At 70.7% G+C, this 16,340-nt stretch carries 15 protein-coding genes; 7 read left to right on the top strand and 8 right to left on the bottom strand.

Translation table 11 applies throughout. From position 1 onward, the window contains the following. The first annotated feature begins 2 nt into the window (after window positions 1–2). Genes moaC through ICW72_RS17620 form a run of 3 tightly spaced genes read left to right on the top strand, consistent with a single transcriptional unit; the run spans window position 3 to window position 1,962 of the window. A complete protein-coding gene (moaC, locus tag ICW72_RS17630) occupies window positions 3–482 on the top strand; it encodes a cyclic pyranopterin monophosphate synthase MoaC (protein ID WP_191083892.1) in 480 nt (159 codons plus the stop codon). Further along, entirely contained in the window at window positions 479–1,687 is a 1,209-nt protein-coding gene (locus ICW72_RS17625) for a molybdopterin molybdotransferase MoeA (RefSeq protein WP_191083891.1), read from the top strand. The genes moaC and ICW72_RS17625 overlap by 4 nt, the downstream gene beginning before the upstream one ends. Next, complete coding sequence (locus ICW72_RS17620; protein WP_191083890.1) at window positions 1,684–1,962, top strand: hypothetical protein; 279 nt, start codon at window positions 1,684–1,686, stop codon at window positions 1,960–1,962. Before ICW72_RS17625 ends, ICW72_RS17620 begins: the two co-directional genes overlap by 4 nt. Here the strand turns inward: ICW72_RS17620 and ICW72_RS17615 are convergent. Continuing rightward, the gene (locus tag ICW72_RS17615; protein WP_191083889.1) at window positions 1,940–2,650 is read right to left on the bottom strand and encodes an alpha/beta fold hydrolase; all 711 of its coding nucleotides are present in this window, start codon (window positions 2,648–2,650) and stop codon (window positions 1,940–1,942) included. The genes ICW72_RS17620 and ICW72_RS17615 overlap by 23 nt on opposite strands. Window positions 2,651–3,089: 439 nt before the next feature. Here ICW72_RS17615 and ICW72_RS17610 point away from each other — a divergent pair, with 439 nt between their 5' ends. The 4 genes from ICW72_RS17610 to ICW72_RS17595 all read left to right on the top strand — a co-directional run bounded on the left by ICW72_RS17610 (window position 3,090) and on the right by ICW72_RS17595 (window position 8,603). Further along, window positions 3,090–4,763, top strand: coding sequence for a DEAD/DEAH box helicase (locus ICW72_RS17610; protein WP_223880993.1), 1,674 nt, complete (start codon window positions 3,090–3,092; stop codon window positions 4,761–4,763). Between the two features lie 177 nt (window positions 4,764–4,940). Then, a complete protein-coding gene (locus ICW72_RS17605) occupies window positions 4,941–6,143 on the top strand; it encodes an acyl-CoA dehydrogenase (protein WP_191083888.1) in 1,203 nt (400 codons plus the stop codon). A gap of 225 nt (window positions 6,144–6,368) precedes the next feature. Continuing rightward, entirely contained in the window at window positions 6,369–7,622 is a 1,254-nt protein-coding gene (locus tag ICW72_RS17600) for a class I SAM-dependent RNA methyltransferase (RefSeq protein ID WP_223880662.1), read from the top strand. A gap of 36 nt (window positions 7,623–7,658) precedes the next feature. Next, window positions 7,659–8,603 carry an N-carbamoyl-D-amino-acid hydrolase gene (locus tag ICW72_RS17595; protein ID WP_191083887.1) on the top strand — a complete coding sequence of 315 codons (945 nt, stop codon included), beginning with the start codon at window positions 7,659–7,661 and terminating at the stop codon, window positions 8,601–8,603. Between the two features lie 24 nt (window positions 8,604–8,627). Here the strand turns inward: ICW72_RS17595 and rodA are convergent, their stop codons facing one another. The 7 genes from rodA to ICW72_RS17565 form a co-directional block, all read right to left on the bottom strand. Continuing rightward, a complete protein-coding gene (rodA, locus tag ICW72_RS17590; RefSeq protein ID WP_191083886.1) occupies window positions 8,628–9,779 on the bottom strand; it encodes a rod shape-determining protein RodA in 1,152 nt (383 codons plus the stop codon). After that, a complete protein-coding gene (gene mrdA / locus ICW72_RS17585) occupies window positions 9,776–11,413 on the bottom strand; it encodes a penicillin-binding protein 2 (RefSeq protein WP_232370747.1) in 1,638 nt (545 codons plus the stop codon). The genes rodA and mrdA overlap by 4 nt, the downstream gene beginning before the upstream one ends. Then, on the bottom strand, window positions 11,392–11,694 hold the full coding sequence (locus tag ICW72_RS20805) for a hypothetical protein (RefSeq protein ID WP_223881023.1): 303 nt from the start codon (window positions 11,692–11,694) through the stop codon (window positions 11,392–11,394). The genes mrdA and ICW72_RS20805 overlap by 22 nt, the downstream gene beginning before the upstream one ends. Then, the gene (locus ICW72_RS17580; RefSeq protein WP_223880661.1) at window positions 11,691–12,203 is read right to left on the bottom strand and encodes a rod shape-determining protein MreD; all 513 of its coding nucleotides are present in this window, start codon (window positions 12,201–12,203) and stop codon (window positions 11,691–11,693) included. Before ICW72_RS17580 ends, ICW72_RS20805 begins: the two co-directional genes overlap by 4 nt. Before the next feature lie 35 nt (window positions 12,204–12,238). After that, window positions 12,239–13,102 carry a rod shape-determining protein MreC gene (gene mreC, locus ICW72_RS17575; protein ID WP_191083884.1) on the bottom strand — a complete coding sequence of 288 codons (864 nt, stop codon included), beginning with the start codon at window positions 13,100–13,102 and terminating at the stop codon, window positions 12,239–12,241. Window positions 13,103–13,133: 31 nt separating this feature from the next. Beyond that, window positions 13,134–14,177 (bottom strand): rod shape-determining protein, encoded by a 1,044-nt coding sequence (locus ICW72_RS17570; RefSeq protein ID WP_184385185.1) that lies wholly within the window; start codon window positions 14,175–14,177, stop codon window positions 13,134–13,136. A 283-nt stretch (window positions 14,178–14,460) separates the two neighbouring features. Further along, complete coding sequence (locus ICW72_RS17565) at window positions 14,461–16,041, bottom strand: 2-isopropylmalate synthase (protein ID WP_191086316.1); 1,581 nt, start codon at window positions 16,039–16,041, stop codon at window positions 14,461–14,463. Between the last annotated feature and the right edge of the window lie 299 nt (window positions 16,042–16,340).

Raw genomic sequence — 16,340 nt, 5'->3', positions numbered from 1 at the left:
GGATGAGCGGCCTCACCCATTTCGACGCGGCGGGCCAGGCCGCCATGGTGGACGTCTCGGCCAAGGCCGAGACGGCCCGCGTGGCCCGTGCCCGCGCCCGGATCGTGATGCGGCCCGAGACCCTGGCGCTGATCCAGGAAGGTCGCGCCGGCAAGGGCGATGTGCTGGGCGTGGCCCGCGTCGCCGGCATCATGGCCGCCAAGCGCACCCATGAGCTGATCCCGCTCTGCCACCCGCTGCTGATCAGCAAGGTGGCGGTGGAATTCAACATCCAGCCGCCGGATGCCATCGAGGTGGAGGCCATGGTTTCGCTGACCGGCCGCACCGGGGTGGAGATGGAGGCGCTGACCGCGGCCTCCGTCGCGGCGCTGACCATCTACGACATGGTGAAGGCGGTGGATCGCGGCATGCGGATCGAGGCGCTGCGCGTGGTCCACAAGGAGGGCGGCAAGTCCGGCACCTTCTCGGAAACCCCCGCATGATCTCGGTGGCCGAGGCACGGGCGCGCATCCTGGCGCGTGTGACCCCCGTCGCGGCCGAGACGGTGGCGCTGACCGATGCTTGGGGCCGCGTGCTGGCCGCGCCCGTGCTCTCCCGCGTGACCCAGCCACCGGCCGATCTCTCGGCGATGGATGGCTATGCCGTGCGCGCCGCCGAAGCCAATGCCGGCCAGGCGCTGCGGGTGGTGGGCCAGGCGCCGGCGGGCCAGCCCTATGGCGCCGCGCTGAACCCGGGCGAGGCCGTTCGCATCTTCACCGGCGCCTATATCCCCGAGGGGGCGGACGGCATCCTGCTGCAAGAGGATGCGCGCGCCGAAGATGGCCTCGTCACCGCTACCGACAGCGTGACCCCCGGCCGCTGGGTGCGCCGGCGCGGCCTCGACTTCGCCGAGGGCGACACGCTGCTGCCCGCCGGCCATCGGCTGACGGCGCGCGATGTGGGCCTGGCCGCCGCCGGCAACCATGCCTTCCTCACCGTGCGCCGGCGCCCGCGCATCGGCATCCTCGCCACCGGCGACGAGATCATGCTGCCCGGCGAGCCGCCGCGCCCGGCCAGCATCTATTCCTCCAACAGCTTCGCCATCGCCGCCATGGTGCGGGCGGCGGGGGGCGAGCCCTCCATCCTGCCCGTCGCCCCCGATGACCGCGCGGCCATCGCTTCCCTGGTAGAAAGTGCGGCGGGCCTCGATGTGCTGGTCACCAGCGGCGGCGCCAGCGTGGGCGAGCATGATCTGGTGCGCGAGGTGCTGGAGGGCGCGGGCTTCTCGCTCGACTTCTGGCGCATCGCCATGCGGCCGGGCAAGCCGCTGTTTCATGGTCGGCGCGCGGGCGGCCCGGCGGTGCTGGGGCTGCCGGGCAACCCTGTTTCGGCCTTCGTCTGCGGGGTGCTCTTCCTGCTGCCGCTGCTGGCGGCGCTGCAAGGGCGCGTGGGCTTCGCCCTGCCCGCGCAGCGCTACCGCCTGGGCGTGGACCTGCCCGCCAACGACCAGCGCGAGGATTATCTGCGCGCCGAGCTGCGCCCCGGCCCCGATGGCGCGCCCGAGGCCCACCCCGCCGCGCGCCAGGACAGTTCCATGCTGCGGGTGCTGGCCGGCGCGCAGGCGCTCGTCATCCGCGCGCCCCACGCCCCTGCCCTGCCGCGCGGCGCCGAGGTGGAGGCGATCCCGCTCGACGCGCTCGGGCTGTGAGGTGGGCACTGGCGCTGGCCCTGCTGCTGGCCGCCGCCCCCGCCGAGGCCCAGCGCCGCCAACCCAGCGCGGCCGCTCTCGAGGCCGCCCGCGCCTTCCTCTGCCCCAATGGCGGAACGCCCCAGCGCGGCGGCCGCTGCCGCCCCGGCCAGGATGCGCGGGGTTGGGACCGCGGTTTGCCGGCGCCCAGCCGCGCCCAGCAACCCTGCCCGCCCGGCACGCGGCCGCAGACGGCGCGCGCCCAGACGGATGTCACCCGCTGCGTGCCGGAGTGAGCCAATCCCGCAGGGCCTGACCGGCGGCGTCAGGCACCTCCATGGTGGGCAGATGGCCGGAGCCCGCGAAGCGCACGAGTTTCGCCCCAGGGATCATCGCCGCCATCTCGTCATGCAGTTCGGGCGGCGTCAGCGCATCCTCCGCGCCGCAGGCGACCAGGGTGGGCACGCGGATGCCCCCCAGGTCCGGCCGTGAATCCGGCCGATGCATGATGGCGTTCTGCTGGCGCAGGAAGGCCTCGCTGCCCACGCGCTCGGCCATGTCCATCACCTCCTGCGCGAGCGGCGTGCCCTGGCGCGAGGGATGGATCAGCAAGGGCAGCAGGCGCGGCGTCACCCCCCGGAACTGCCCCTGGCGGCTGAGGCTGAGCAGGCCGCGCCGGCGTTCGGTCTGCTCTTGCGTGTCGGGGCGGGCCGAGGTGTCGAACAAGGCCAGCTGCGTCACCCGCGCCGATGCCTGGCGCATGATCTCCAGCGCCACATAGCCCCCCATGGAGAGGCCGGCGACCGCGAAGCGCGGCGCGTCATTCACCAGCGCCAGCGCATCCCGCGCCATGCCGGCCAGGTTGTCGGAGCGCGTGAGGTCCGCGATGCGCGGTTCCACCATGTCCGCGAGGGGGGGCAGCGCATCGCGCCACAGCCGCGCATCACAGAGCAATCCGGGCAGGAGAAGCAGGGGAAGGGCCATGGAAGGGGCATAAATCCGTGACCCCGCACACGCAATCCACGCGTTTGCGGTTGCGTTCCGCCCCATCCGGGCGCATATGCAGGGCGTTGCAGCAGAGGGCGGTTCCCGCCCGGACCGCGGCGCGCGCCCGCCCCTTGGCCGGATATCCCGACGCTCGGGGGTGCGCCGCGCGGTTTACGTGGCGCAGGATGCCAGAGACTTGAACGAACCGACCCCGCGCGCGGCCGACACGGCCGCCGAGACGGACCAGAACAACGCCCCGACTCAGGACGCCATGACGAAGGTGGAGGCGCAAGTCGCCCCCGAGCCCGAAGCGTCGGTGCCCGAAGAGCGCGCGCCCGTGGAGGTCGCGGCCGAAGCCGCCACGCCTGAGGAAGCACCGCCTGAGGCGGCACCGCCCGAGGCCGAGCCCGCCGAGGTCGCAGCCGCGGAGCCGGCGATGACCGACGGCGCCCCATTGTTGACCACCGCGGGCGAGCAGGCCGTGGCCGAGGAGGCCCCCGCCCCCGAGGAACCCGTCGCCCCGCGCACGACCTTCGCCGATATCGGCCTGTCGGAGTCCATCCTCCGCGCCGTCAGCGAGGCCGGCTACATCCACCCCACGCCCATCCAGGAACAGGCCATCCCCATCGTCCTGATGGGCCGTGACGTGCTAGGCTGCGCCCAGACCGGCACCGGCAAGACGGCCAGTTTCACCCTGCCGATGATGGACATCCTGGCCGGCAGCCGCGCCAAGGCGCGCATGCCGCGCAGCCTCATCCTGGAGCCCACGCGCGAGCTGGCCCTTCAGGTGGCGGAGCAATTCGTCAAATACGGCAAGTATCTGAACCTGACCCACGCGCTGCTCATCGGCGGCGAGAGCATGAACGACCAGCGCGACGTGCTCGACAAGGGTGTGGACGTGCTGATCGCGACGCCGGGCCGCCTGCTGGACCTGTTCGACCGCGGCCGCATCCTGATGGCCGACTGCAAGCTGCTGGTCATCGACGAGGCCGACCGCATGCTGGACATGGGGTTCATCCCTGATGTCGAGCGCATCGTGCAGATCATCCCGCGCCTCCGGCAGACGCTGTTCTTCTCGGCCACCATGGCGCCCGAGATCCGGCGCCTCGCCGATGCCTTCCTGTCCAACCCCAAGGAAATCACGGTCAGCCGGCCCGCCACGGTCGCGACCACGATCACCACGGGCATCGTCTATGTGCAGCCGCGCGACAAGCGCGAGGCACTGCGCCGGCTGATCCGGCGCGAGCAGGTGCAGAACGCCCTGATCTTCTGCAATCGCAAGATCGAGGTGGACATCCTCTACAAGTCGCTGAAGCGGCACGGCTTCTCGGTTGGTGCCTTGCACGGCGACATGGACCAGTCGGCCCGCTTCGCCACGCTCTCCGCCTTCAAGGCCAACGAGATCCGGCTGCTGGTCTGCTCGGATGTGGCGGCGCGGGGCCTCGACATCGGCGGGCTGTCGCATGTGTTCAACTTTGACGTTCCCTTCCACTCGGAAGACTACGTCCACCGCATCGGCCGCACCGGCCGCGCGGGGCGCGAGGGCCATGCCTACAGCATCGCCACCGCCGATGACGCGAAGCTCGTCACCGCCATCGAGAAGCTGACGGGCGCCCCCATCCCGCGCCTGGAGGTCGAGGGCCTCGACCCCGTCACCGATGAGGAACTGGCCGAGGCGGCGACGCGCAAGCGCGGCCGGCCTGGCTCCTCTTCCTCCTCCTCCCCGCGCTCCGACAGCCGTGGCGGCGACCGTGGCCGTGGGTCCCGCGACCGTGGCCCTCGGCGCGATTCCGCGCCCCGCCCCGCCCGCGAGGAAGCCCCCCGCGCCGAGGCTGCCCCGCGCGAGGAAACCCCCCGTCCGCCCCGCCGGAGCGAAAACGATCGTGGCCGGCGCGACGAAAGCTCCCGCCCGCCGCGCGATGAAGCGCCCCGGATGCGCGACGAGCGCCCCCGCCGCGACGACCGCGGCGATCGTGGCCGCGACCGCGACGACATGGGCCCCGCCGTGCGTGGCTTCGGCGACAGCGTGCCGGCCTTCATGCTCATCCCCATCCCGCGCCCCAAGCGCGAGACGGCCGAGCGCGAAAACGGCACCGAAGCCGCCGCCTGAGACCACAGGAGACCAGCCGGCGCGAGAATATCGGCGCGCGGGCTCGTCCACCCTGCACAAGTCCGGCCACGGCGTGTACACCGTGGCGGATGCGCGGACACCCGGCCCCTGCGCGACCGGTGCCTCACCGGTCCTTGCGCCGCTGCCCCGGCCGGGCCGCCACGGAAGGAAGAAGCCATGAACGTCGTCACCTCGCCCGGCAAGACCAAGCTCGCCCCCTTCACCTGGGAGGACGCCTTCCTCCTCGAGGAGCAGCTGACGGAAGACGAGCGCATGATCCGCGACGCGGCGCGCGCCTTCTGCCAGGACCGGCTGATGCCCGGCGTGCTGATGGCGAACCGGCACGAGACCTTCGACCGCTCCATCATGAACGCCTTCGGTGAGCAGGGCTTCCTGGGCGCGACGCTGGAGGGCTATGGCTGCGCCGGCGTCTCCTACGTCGCCTATGGCCTGATGGCGCGCGAGGTGGAGCGGGTGGACAGCGGCTATCGCTCCGCCTTCTCCGTGCAGTCCTCGCTCGTGATGTTCCCCATCCACGCCTATGGCAGCGAGGCGCAGAAGCAAAAATTCTTGCCCAAGCTGCGCACCGGCGAATGGGTGGGCTGCTTCGGCCTGACCGAACCCGATGCGGGCTCCGACCCCAACTCCATGCGCACGCGCGCGAAGCGCGTGGATGGCGGTTGGCTGGTGTCCGGGTCCAAGACCTGGATCACCAACTCGCCCATCTCGGATGTCTGCCTGGTCTGGGCCAAGGATGACGAGGGCACGCTCGGCGGCTTCCTGCTGGAACGCGGCATGAAGGGCCTGACCACGCCCAAGATCGAAGGCAAGTTCTCGCTGCGTCCCAGCATCACCGGCATGATCATGATGGACGAGGTCTTCGTCCCCGATGAGAACCGCCTGCCGGGCGCCCGTTCCTTCGCCGCGCCCTTCTCCTGCCTCAACCGCGCGCGCTACGGCATCGCCTGGGGCGTGCTGGGGGCCGCCGAGTTCTGCATGGCCGCCGCGCGCGACTACACGCTGAACCGCAAGATGTTCGGCCGCCCGCTGGCGCAGACGCAGCTGATCCAGAAGAAGCTGGCGGACATGGAGACCGAGATCACCCTCGGCCTGCAGGCCTGCCTGCGCGTCGGCCGCCTCTTCGACGAGGGCAAGGCGGCGCCGGAGATGATCAGCCTGATCAAGCGCAACAACTGCGGCAAGGCGCTCGACATCGCGCGCATGTCCCGCGACATGCACGGCGGCAACGGCATCGTGGACGAGTACCACGTGATCCGCCACGTCATGAACCTCGAGACGGTGAACACCTATGAGGGCACGCATGACGTGCATGCCCTGATCCTGGGGCGCGCCATCACGGGCCTCAACGCCTTCGGCTGATCTGATCCCCAACACGTCGCTTCGCGCCGTGCCGGGGGCCCCTCACCACCCCAACACGTCGCTTCGCGCCGTGCCGGGGGCCCCGGTTTGGCGCCGGTTCTCTGGGGTGGTTCCGCCTGGCGAGGCAAAGCTTCGCCAGGGCACCGGGGGGCGGAGGAGATCCCGGGCGTCCCTTGCGCCCGCCGCTTTGACCTGCCCTTTGGGCTTTTTCGCCCGGAGGGCGCCGTGACCGAGCTTTCCATCACCACCATGGGCGCCCAGGGCGACGGCATCGCGCCGCTGCCTGAGGGCGGCCATGCGTTCATCCCCTACACCCTGCCCGGCGAAAGGGTGGAGGCGCATCTCGGTGCGGCGCGCCAGGGTGTGGTGCCCGGCTTGGCCCTCTCCATCCTGTCCGCCAGCCCGGAGCGTGTCGCGGCCCCCTGCGTGCATTTCGGCCGCTGCGGCAGCTGCGCCGTGCAACACTGGGCTGATGCACCCTATGCCGCCTGGAAGCGCGGACGCCTCGTCGCCGCGTTGGAATCCGCGAGCTTCCTGGACCCGCTGGTGCATGACCTGGCGCGCACGCCCCCCGGCGCCCGCCGCCGCGCCGATCTGGGGTTGGAGCGGCTGGCCGATGGGCGCGTCACCATCGGCTTCCACACCCGCGGCAGCCATGAGCTGATCCCGCTGACCGAATGCCCGGTGCTGCAACCCGCCCTGGTGGCGCTGCTGCCGCCTCTGGCGGAGACGTTGCGCAGCCTCTCCGCGCTGAAGCGGCTGGGGGCCGTGGTGGTGAACATGCTGGACAGCGGGCCGGACCTGCTGCTGCGCACCGACGCGCCGCTGACCATGCCCGACCGGCAGCGCCTGGCCGCCTTCGCCGCCACCCACCGCATTCCGCGCATCGCCTGGTCCACCAAGGGCGCGAACGAGGTGGCGGCGCAGCATGACCCGGTGCGGCACCATCTCTCGGGCGTGGCCATCACGCCGCCGCCCGGCGCCTTCCTCCAGGCCAGCCGCGAGGGTGAGGCCGCCATCATCGCCGCCGTCCTGGCCGGGCTGCCGGCCAAGCTGTCCAAGCGGGCGCGGCTGCTGGATCTCTACGCCGGCATCGGCACGCTCTCCCTGCCGCTGCCCGCGCATGGGGTGGTGCAGGCCTATGAGGGCGATGGCGCGGCGGTCACGGCGCTGGCCGGCGCGCATCCGCGCGTCACGGCCACACGGCGCGACCTGGCGCGACAACCTCTTCTGCCCGCCGAGCTGAAATCCTATTCCGTGGTGGTGCTGGACCCGCCCTTCAATGGCGCGCCCGAGCAGGTGGCGCAGATCGCGCGCAGCGCGGTGCCGCATGTGATCTACGTCTCCTGCAACCCGGCCGCCCTGGCGCGGGACGGCGCCACCCTGCGCGCGGCCGGCTTCGCGCTGCGCGAGGCGACGCCGGTGGACCAGTTCCTGTGGTCGCCGCATCTGGAAAGCGTTGCGGTCTTCGCGCGGTAGCTTGCCAGGGACCGCCGGCGGCGGGATGTTGCGCCCATGCCCCGCATCCTCACGCTCGCCGGCGCGCAGACCGGCCCCATCCAGCGCGCCGACAGCCGCCGGCACACGCTGGACCGCCTCATCGCCCTGCTCGAAGAGGCCGCCCGCCAGGGCGCGCAAATGGTCGTCTTCCCGGAACTGGCGCTGACCACCTTCTTCCCGCGCTGGTTCATCCCGAACACGCAAGAGCTCGACACCTGGTTCGAGCGCGCCATGCCCAACCCCAACTGCCAGGCCCTGTTCGACCGCGCGCGGGAGCTGCGGGTGGGTTTCTACCTCGGCTATGCGGAACTGACCGAGGACGGCCACCGCTTCAACACGGCCATCACCGTGGGCCCGGACGGCGAGATCCTGGGCAAGTACCGCAAGGTCCACCTGCCCGGCAGCGTGGAGCCCCGCGAGGGCAGCCGCTTCCAGCAGCTCGAAAAGCGCTATTTCGAATATGGCGACATGGGCTTCCCCGCCTTCCGCGGCCCCGCCGAATGGCACCGCCCCGTCATGGGCATGCTGATCTGCAATGACCGCCGCTGGCCCGAGGCCTGGCGCTGCTACGGCCTCCAGGGCGTGGAGCTGATGGTGATGGGCTACAATTCCGCGGCCTATGACCCCAATGGCGGCAGCACCGAGAACGAGGACATCCGCACCTTCCACTCCACCCTGGCCGCGCAGTCCAACGCCTACATGAACGCGACCTGGGCGGTGAGCGTGGCGAAGGCCGGCAATGAGGATGGCTCGGGGCTGATCGGCGGCTCGGTCATCGTGAACCCGGACGGCGTCGTGGTGGCCCAGGCGAAGACCCTGGGCGACGAGGTCGTCATGGCGGAATGCGACCTCGACGCCTGCCTCCAGGGCAAGGAGAAGATGTTCAACTTCGCCGCCCATCGCCGCCCGGAGCACTACCGGCGCATCGTGGAGCAGGTAGGCGCCGAACCCCCGGCCTGAAACGGCCCTCGGCGCCGCGGGGGGTCAATCCCGCGCGACGCCGAACTCCAGGTCCCGGTGGACCCAGACACTGAGCAGCAATCCGAAGCCAAGCATGGTGGTGAGCATGGCACTCCCGCCATGGCTGATCAGCGGCAGCGGCACGCCGCCAACAGGAATGCCGCCGGTCACCATGGCCACGTTCACGAAGACATAGAGGAACCAGTTGGCGCCCAGCCCCAGCGCCAGCAACCGCCCGAACTGGTGCTTGCAGCGCAGCGCCACCAGCACGCAGAAGGCCACCACCAGCAGCAGCAGAGCCAGCGTCACCAAGGCGCCCACCAGGCCGAATTCCTCGGCGATCATGGTGAAGATGAAGTCGGTTTCCTTCTCGGGCAGGAAGTTCAGGTGGCCCTGCGTGCCTTGCAGGAAGCCCTTGCCCCAGATGCCGCCCGAACCCAGCGCGATCTTGGACTGGATGATGTTGTAGCCCGCCCCCAACGGGTCGCTCTCCGGGTCGAGGAAGGTGGTGATGCGCGCGCGCTGATAGTCGCGCAGATTGGCGTAGAGGATGGGTGCGGCGGCCGCCATCAGCCCCAGCACGCCGGCGAATTTCCACCAGCGCACGCCCGCCGCCCAGAACATCACGCCGCCCAATGCCAGCACGATCAACGAGGTGCCGAGATTGGGCTGCTTGAAGATCAGCGCGACCGGGACCAGCACCAGCAGCAACGGCGGCAGCAGGAAGAAGGGGTTGCCCATGCGCTCCCAGCTCGCCCGGTGGAAATAGGCGGCCAGCATCAGCACCAGCATGATCTTCATCAGCTCGGAGGGCTGCAATTGCAGCGGGCCGATCGCGATCCAGCGCTGCGCCCCGCCCCCCACCTGTCCATGCAGCGCCACCAGCACCAGCAGCCCCAGCGCCGCCGCATAGCCGAGCCAGGCCAGCCGCGCGAAGAGCCGCACATCCACCAGCGCAAGGCAGAGCACCATCACCAGGCAGAAGCCGAAGCGCAGCCCGTGGCGGTTGGCGTAGAGATCGGGGTTGCCGCCACCCGCCGAATAGAGCGCCACATACCCCACCCCCGCCACGGCGCAGAGCAGCAGGACGAACAGCCAGGGAATCCGCCAGAGCTTCTGGAACACACCCACGCCACGGTCGCGCGTGAGAAGCCGGCGCTCGAAGACCGCGCTCATGGCTCGCGCCTCTGCGCCACGCGGGGCGGGATGGGCTGGCGGAAGCGGCTGAAGGTCTCGACCAGCACATCGCGCGCCAAGGGGGCCGCGGTGCCGGAGCCGGAGGTGCCGTGCTCCACCACCACGCTGACCGCATAGCGCGGGTTGTCATGCGGCGCGTAGCCGACGAAGAGCGCGTGCGGGCGCCATTCGCGCGGCACGTTCTGGACGTTGAAGCCGCGCTCCCGCTGCTCACGCGTGACGCGACGGACCTGGGTGGTGCCGGTCTTGCCCGACATCTGGCCGAAGCCCTGCATGTTGCGGGAGGCATAGGCGGTGCCGCCCTGCTCATTCATCACGGACCACATGGCGTCGCGCATCAGGCGCAAATTGCGGTCCTGGATGCCGAGGCTGGGCCAATCCTCCGGCCGGCGCCCGAGGATGGGCCGCCCCCCCACAGCGCGCGTCAGGTGCGGCTGGATGGCCCGTCCGGAGGCGAGACGCGCCGTCATCACGGCCAGCGACAGCGGCGTGAGCTGATAAAAACCCTGGCCGATGCCGTGCACCACCGTATCGCCCACCGACCACGGGCGGCCGCGTGCCTCCTGCCAGGCGCGGCTGGGCACGACGCCCGGCCGCGCGCCTGGCAGCTCGATGTCCAGGTCCACCCCCATGCCGAAGCGCCGCGCCATGGCCGTGATGCGGTCCATGCCGATGCGCCGCGCGATCTCGTAGTAATAGACGTCGCAGGAGACCTTGAGCGAGGTCCGCAAATCCACGCCCCCGTGGCCATTGCGGTTCCAGCAATGGAAGCGCGTGTTGCCGAGGTCGAGATGGCCCGGGCAATGGATGCGCTCGCCCGGCGTCACCAGCCGCGCCTCGAGCGCCGCCAGCGCCACCATCATCTTGAAGGTGGAGCCCGGCGCGTAGAGCCCGTTCGTCGTCTTGTTGATGAGCGGCGTGGAGCGGCCCGAGGTCCATTGCCGCCACTGTGCGGCCGAGACGCCGGAGTTGAAGATGTTGGGATCGAAAGAGGGCTGGCTCGCCATGGCCAGCACCTCGCCATTGGTGGCGTCCAGCACGACGACCGAGGTGCCCTCCTCGATCTTGCCGCGCACGGCCTTCTGGAGTTCCACGTCAATGGTCAGCTCCACGTCGGAGCCAGGCACGCCCTCGCGCCGGTCCATCTCGCGGATGATGCGGCCGACGGCATTGACCTCGAGCTGCACGGCCCCCGCGCGGCCGCGCAGGGTGGTGTCGTGGAAGCGCTCCACCCCCGCGCGGCCCACGCGGATGCCGGGCAGTTGCAGCAGCGGGTCGCCATCCAGGTCGGCCTCGCTGGGGGGGGCCACATAGCCCACCACATGGGCCAGGTGCTCGGCCTCGGGGTAGATGCGGGTGGTGCCGACATCGATCACGATGCCGGGCAGATCGGGCGCGTTCACCTCGATGCGCGCCATCTCCTCCCATTCCAGGAATTCGCGCACGGTGACGGGCACGAAGCGGCGGCGGCGGCGCACGTCGCGGGTGATGCGCGCGCGGTCTGCCTCGGTCAGCGGCACGATGCGGCTGAAGGTTTCCAGCGTGGCGGCGACGTCGGTCGTGTGCTCGGCCACCAGCAGGGCGCGCCAGTTCAGCCGGTTGCCGGCCACCACCTCGCCATTGCGGTCGAAGATGCGGCCGCGGGGGGCGAGAGCAGCCGGGCGGAGCGGCGGTTCTCCTCGGCCAGGGTGGCGAAGCGCTCGCCCTGGTCCACCTGCAGCGTGTGCAGCCGCCAGCCGAGGAAGCCGAAGGCGCCGAGCTGCACGCCCCCCAGCAGCAGGGCGCGGCGGGTGAAGACGGTGCGGCGCAGCTCCTCCTCGCGCTTCACGCCGCGCATGGAGAAATTGGCGATGCCGCCCTTCTCGCGCCGCCGCAGGATGCGGGGCCATTTCATCGCAAGGCGTCCTCCGCCCGCTGCATGGCCATGTGCATGCGCGACAGCACGAAGGCCAGCGCCGGGTAGCCGCCCGCCATGATGCCGAATAGCGCGAGCCCCGGCACGAAGGGCGGCCGCTGCCAGCCCAGCAGCGCCTGGAACAGCCAGCCCAGCAGCACCGCGCCCGCCGCCACGGCGCAGAAGGCGAGCCAGCCCCAGAGGAAGGAGGCCCGCGCCAGCCATGTGCGCCCGCGCAGCGCCACCCCATGCACCAGCAGCAGGACCAGGACACCGCTGCCCAAGGGGGTGAAGCCCAGCAGGTCCTGCAACAGGCCCAGCGCGAAGACGATGGGCGGGGGCATGGCGCCGGGGCGGAACACCGTCCAGAAGAAGACGCTGGGCACCGCCACCGCCACCACGAGGCCCGGCACGCCCACGGGCACCGCGCCCATGACGAGCAGGAAGACGGTGAAGGCCGCGGGAAACACCGCCCGCGCGCCGGAATCGAGCTGACGCATCAGCCCCATGGGTGGCGCGGGGCGCCCCTTCCTGGCCATGGGCCTCAGCGCCGACCGCGTGGCTCGGGCCGGGCCACGGCCTCAGGGGGGAGGATGCCGGCCAGGCCGAAGTCGAAGAGGCGCAGCACGTCCAGCCGTTCGAGCTGGGCGAAGAGCTCCACCTCGGCGGCCCCACCCTCGGTGCGGCGCACCACGCCCACGGGCAGGCCCGCCGGGAAGGCGCCGGCCTCGGCCGAGGTCACCACCCGGTCGCCATCGCGGGGCTGCACGCCCTCGGGCCAATGCTGCAGGCGGGGGCGGGCGGTGTTGCCGCCCACCATCATGGCGCGCGCGCGGGAGCCCTCGATGATGACGGGCACGCGGCTGTTGATGTCGGTGGCCAGCAGGACGCGCGCCGAACGCGCGCCCACCTCCGTGACGCGCCCCACGAAGCCACGCTCATCCAGCGCCACCTGGCCCTTGCGGATATCGTGCTGGGGGCCGGTGGCCAGCAGCACGGCGCGGGCATAGGTGCCGCCGCCATCGGCCACCACGCGGGCGGTGCGGAATTGCGGCGTGGGGTCGGGAATCCAGGAGAGCTGTCGGCGCAGCAGGGCGTTCTCCGCCTCCAGCGCCAGGGCCGCGGCCTGCCAGCGGCGCAGCCGGTCATTTTCCTCGGTGAGGCGGGCATTCTCGCTGCGGAGATACCAGAGCGACTGGACCTCCTCGATGCCCTGGCGCACCGCCGTGACAGGCTCCTGCACGGCGGCCCAGATGGGGGTCAGGGCATCGGCCAGCACCATGCGGGCGCGTTCCACCAGCAGCGCGTCGGCGCGGCCCAGCAGCATGGTGCCGAAGGCGACGGCGATGAGCACCGGCAAGGAGAGCCGGGCCAGCGCCTGCCGCAAAGGGATGCTCAGACGGATCAAGTCCCCCCCGGGTTCCGCACATCACTCCACTTCAATACATCGAACTCAGCACCTGGCGAAGCCGCTTCAGTTCCTCCAGGGCGCGCCCCGTGCCCAGCGCCACGCAGGAGAGGGGTTCCTCTGCCACCACGACGGGCAGGCCTGTCGCATCGCGCAGCACTTCGTCCAGGCGGTAGAGCAGCGCGCCGCCCCCGGTCAGGACGATGCCCTTGTCCACGATGTCGGCGGCAAGTTCGGGCGGCGTGTTCTCCAGCGCCACCTTCACCGCGTCCACGATCTGGGTCACCGGCTCGTTCAGCGCCAGGGCGATCTCGCGCTGGGTCACGACCACCTCGCGCGGGACGCCGTTCATCAGGTCGCGGCCCTTGACCTCGGTCATGGGGCCGTCCTCGCCGTCCAGCGGGGGGGCGGCGGCGCCGATCTCCATCTTGATCCGCTCGGCCGAGCTTTCGCCCACCAGCAGGTTGAAGGTGCGGCGGATGTAGCTGATGACGGCCTCATCCATCTTGTCGCCGCCCACACGGACGCTGCGGGCATAGACGATGCCGCCCAGCGAGATGACCGCGACCTCGGTCGTGCCGCCACCGATGTCCACGACCATGGAGCCCGAGGGCTCGGTCACCGGCAGGCCGGCGCCGATGGCCGCCGCCATGGGCTCCTCGATCAGCAGCACCTTGCGGGCACCGGCGCTCTCGGCGCTTTCCTGGATGGCGCGGCGCTCCACCGCCGTGCTGCCCGAGGGCACGCAGACGATGATCATCGGCGAGGTGAAGCTGCGCCGGTTGTGCACCTTGCGGATGAAATGCTTGATCATTTCCTCCGCCACCTCGAAATCGGCGATGACGCCGTCGCGCAGGGGGCGGATGGCCGCGATGTTGCCCGGGGTGCGGCCCAGCATCTGCTTGGCTTCCTCGCCCACCGCCAGCACCTGCTTGCGGCCGCGATGGTCGGAGATCGCCACCACCGAGGGTTCATTCAGCACGATGCCCCGCCCCTTCACATAGACCAGCGTATTGGCCGTGCCGAGGTCGATGGCCATGTCGGCGGAGAGGAAGCCGAACAGGCGTGCAAACATGGGGTGCGACCTTCCTGGGGGAAACCGGGGGGAGGCGCGATGCCTAGCGGCTTGGCCCCGGCAGGGCAAGACGGGCCCAAGGGGCAGGGCGCGCCGGCGCCGTCAAGGCCGCGCCCGCAATCTCATCCGCCCCCCCCGGTGCCCTTGCGAGGCTTCGCCTCGCAAGGCGGAGCCAAGCTGGCAGGGCGGGCGCCAAACCGGGGCCCCGGCACGACGCGAGGCGGTGTGCCGGGAGTGTTGGGGCCCCCACGAAAGCGCCAAAGGCGATTTCGTGGGGCGCGCGCTATGCGCGCAACACCGCCGGCGGCTCCGTCCGCTCCCGCTTCACCAGCAGCTTGTTCAGCGCATGCACATAGGCACGGGCGGAGGCGACGATGGTGCAGGTGTCCGCCCCCTGCCCGTCCACCAGCTTGCCCTTCTCCTCGAAGCGCACGGTCACGCGCGCCTGGGCGTCGGTGCCGCCGGTGACGGACTGCACCGCATAGAGCTTCAGGTTCACCTCATGCGGGTAGGCCTGGCGCAGCGCGTTGAAGGTGGCGTCCACCGCGCCATCGCCGATGGCCATGCCGTCTCGCCGCTCGCCATCCACCTCCAGGGTGATGGTGGCCATGGGCTTGGTGCCCATGCCGGTGGAGACGTTCAGCCCCGTGAGGCGGATGGTCTCGTTGGCGCGGCCCACCTCGTCATCCACCAGGGCCGCGATGTCCTCGTCGTAGACGACCTTCTTGCGGTCGGCCAAGTCCTTGAAACGCTTGAAGGCGTCGTTCAGCTGGTTGTCGCCGATCTCATAGCCCAGGCTCTTCAGCCGGTCGCGGAAGGCGGCGCGGCCCGAATGCTTGCCCAGCACCAGGGAATTGGTGGTCCAGCCCACGGATTCGGGCGTCATGATCTCGTAGGTCGAGGCATCCTTCAGCACACCATCCTGATGGATACCGCTTTCATGCGCGAAGGCGTTGCGGCCCACGATGGCCTTGTTGGGCTGCACGTCGAAGCCCGTGGTGGCCGCCAGCAGCTTGGACACCTTCAGCAGCTTGGTGGTGACGATGCTGTTGGTGGTGGGAATGGCGTCCTGGCGCGTCCGCAGCGCCATCACGGCCTCCTCCAGGGACGCATTGCCCGCCCGTTCGCCGATGCCGTTGATGGTGCATTCCACCTGCCGCGCGCCCGCGCGGATGGCGGCCAGCGTATTGGCGACGGCCAGGCCCAGGTCATTGTGGTTGTGGGTGGAGAAGATCACCCCATCCGCACCGGGAACCTTCTCCCGCAACATGTTGAAAATGTGGAACATGTCCTCCGGCACGGCGTAGCCCACCGTGTCGGGGATGTTGATGGTGGTCGCTCCCGCCTTGATGGCGGCCTCCACGCAGCGGCACAGGAAGTCATGCTCGGTGCGGGTGCCGTCCTCGGCGGACCATTCCACGTCATCCGTGTGCTGGCGCGCGAGGGAGACGCTGGCCGTGACCAGTTCCAGCACCGCCTCCGGCTCCATCCGCAGCTTCACCCGCATGTGCAGGGGCGAGGTGGAGACGAAGGTGTGGATGCGGCGCCGCGCGGCGGGCTTGATGGCCTCGGCCGCGCGCAGGATGTCCGCCGGGGAGGTGCGGGCCAGGCCGCAGACCACCGGGCCATCCTTGGCGAAGCGCTTGGCGATGGCCTCGACGCTCTCGAAATCGCCCATGGAGGCGATGGGGAAGCCCGCTTCCATGACGTCCACGCCGAGATCGGCCAGGGCCTCGGCCATGCGCAGCTTCTCGTCCAGGTTCATGGAGAAGCCGGGCGATTGCTCGCCATCGCGCAGGGTCGTGTCGAAGATGATGATGCGGTCTTCGGCCAGGGTGCCGAAGGAGGGGTGGTTGATGGCCATGTGACGTCTCGCTTCGTTTCGTTCCGACATGCGGCATCTTCGCCGCCGGGGCTACCCCCTGAGCGACACCGGCGCACGGCCGGGCATCACGCTCAGGGGCGCGTAAGTCGAAGGAGAAGGAGCGAAAGGGCGCGCAGCGAAGCGCCGGCCTGGGGCCGGATGGTGGGCTTCGCGAAGGGCGTCGCAGCGCGCATGTGTGAAGGCTAGCCCGGGCGGGCGCGGGAAATCAAGCGCCCCGCGCCGTCCTGCTTCCGCCCCCGCGACGCGCGGGATAGCCTGCCGGAAAATCCGGAGGAAAC

It is taken from the genome of Roseococcus microcysteis (genome assembly GCF_014764365.1).
In the GTDB taxonomy this organism is placed as follows: domain Bacteria; phylum Pseudomonadota; class Alphaproteobacteria; order Acetobacterales; family Acetobacteraceae; genus Roseococcus; species Roseococcus microcysteis.
This window is presented reverse-complemented; position numbering and strand designations above follow the sequence as displayed.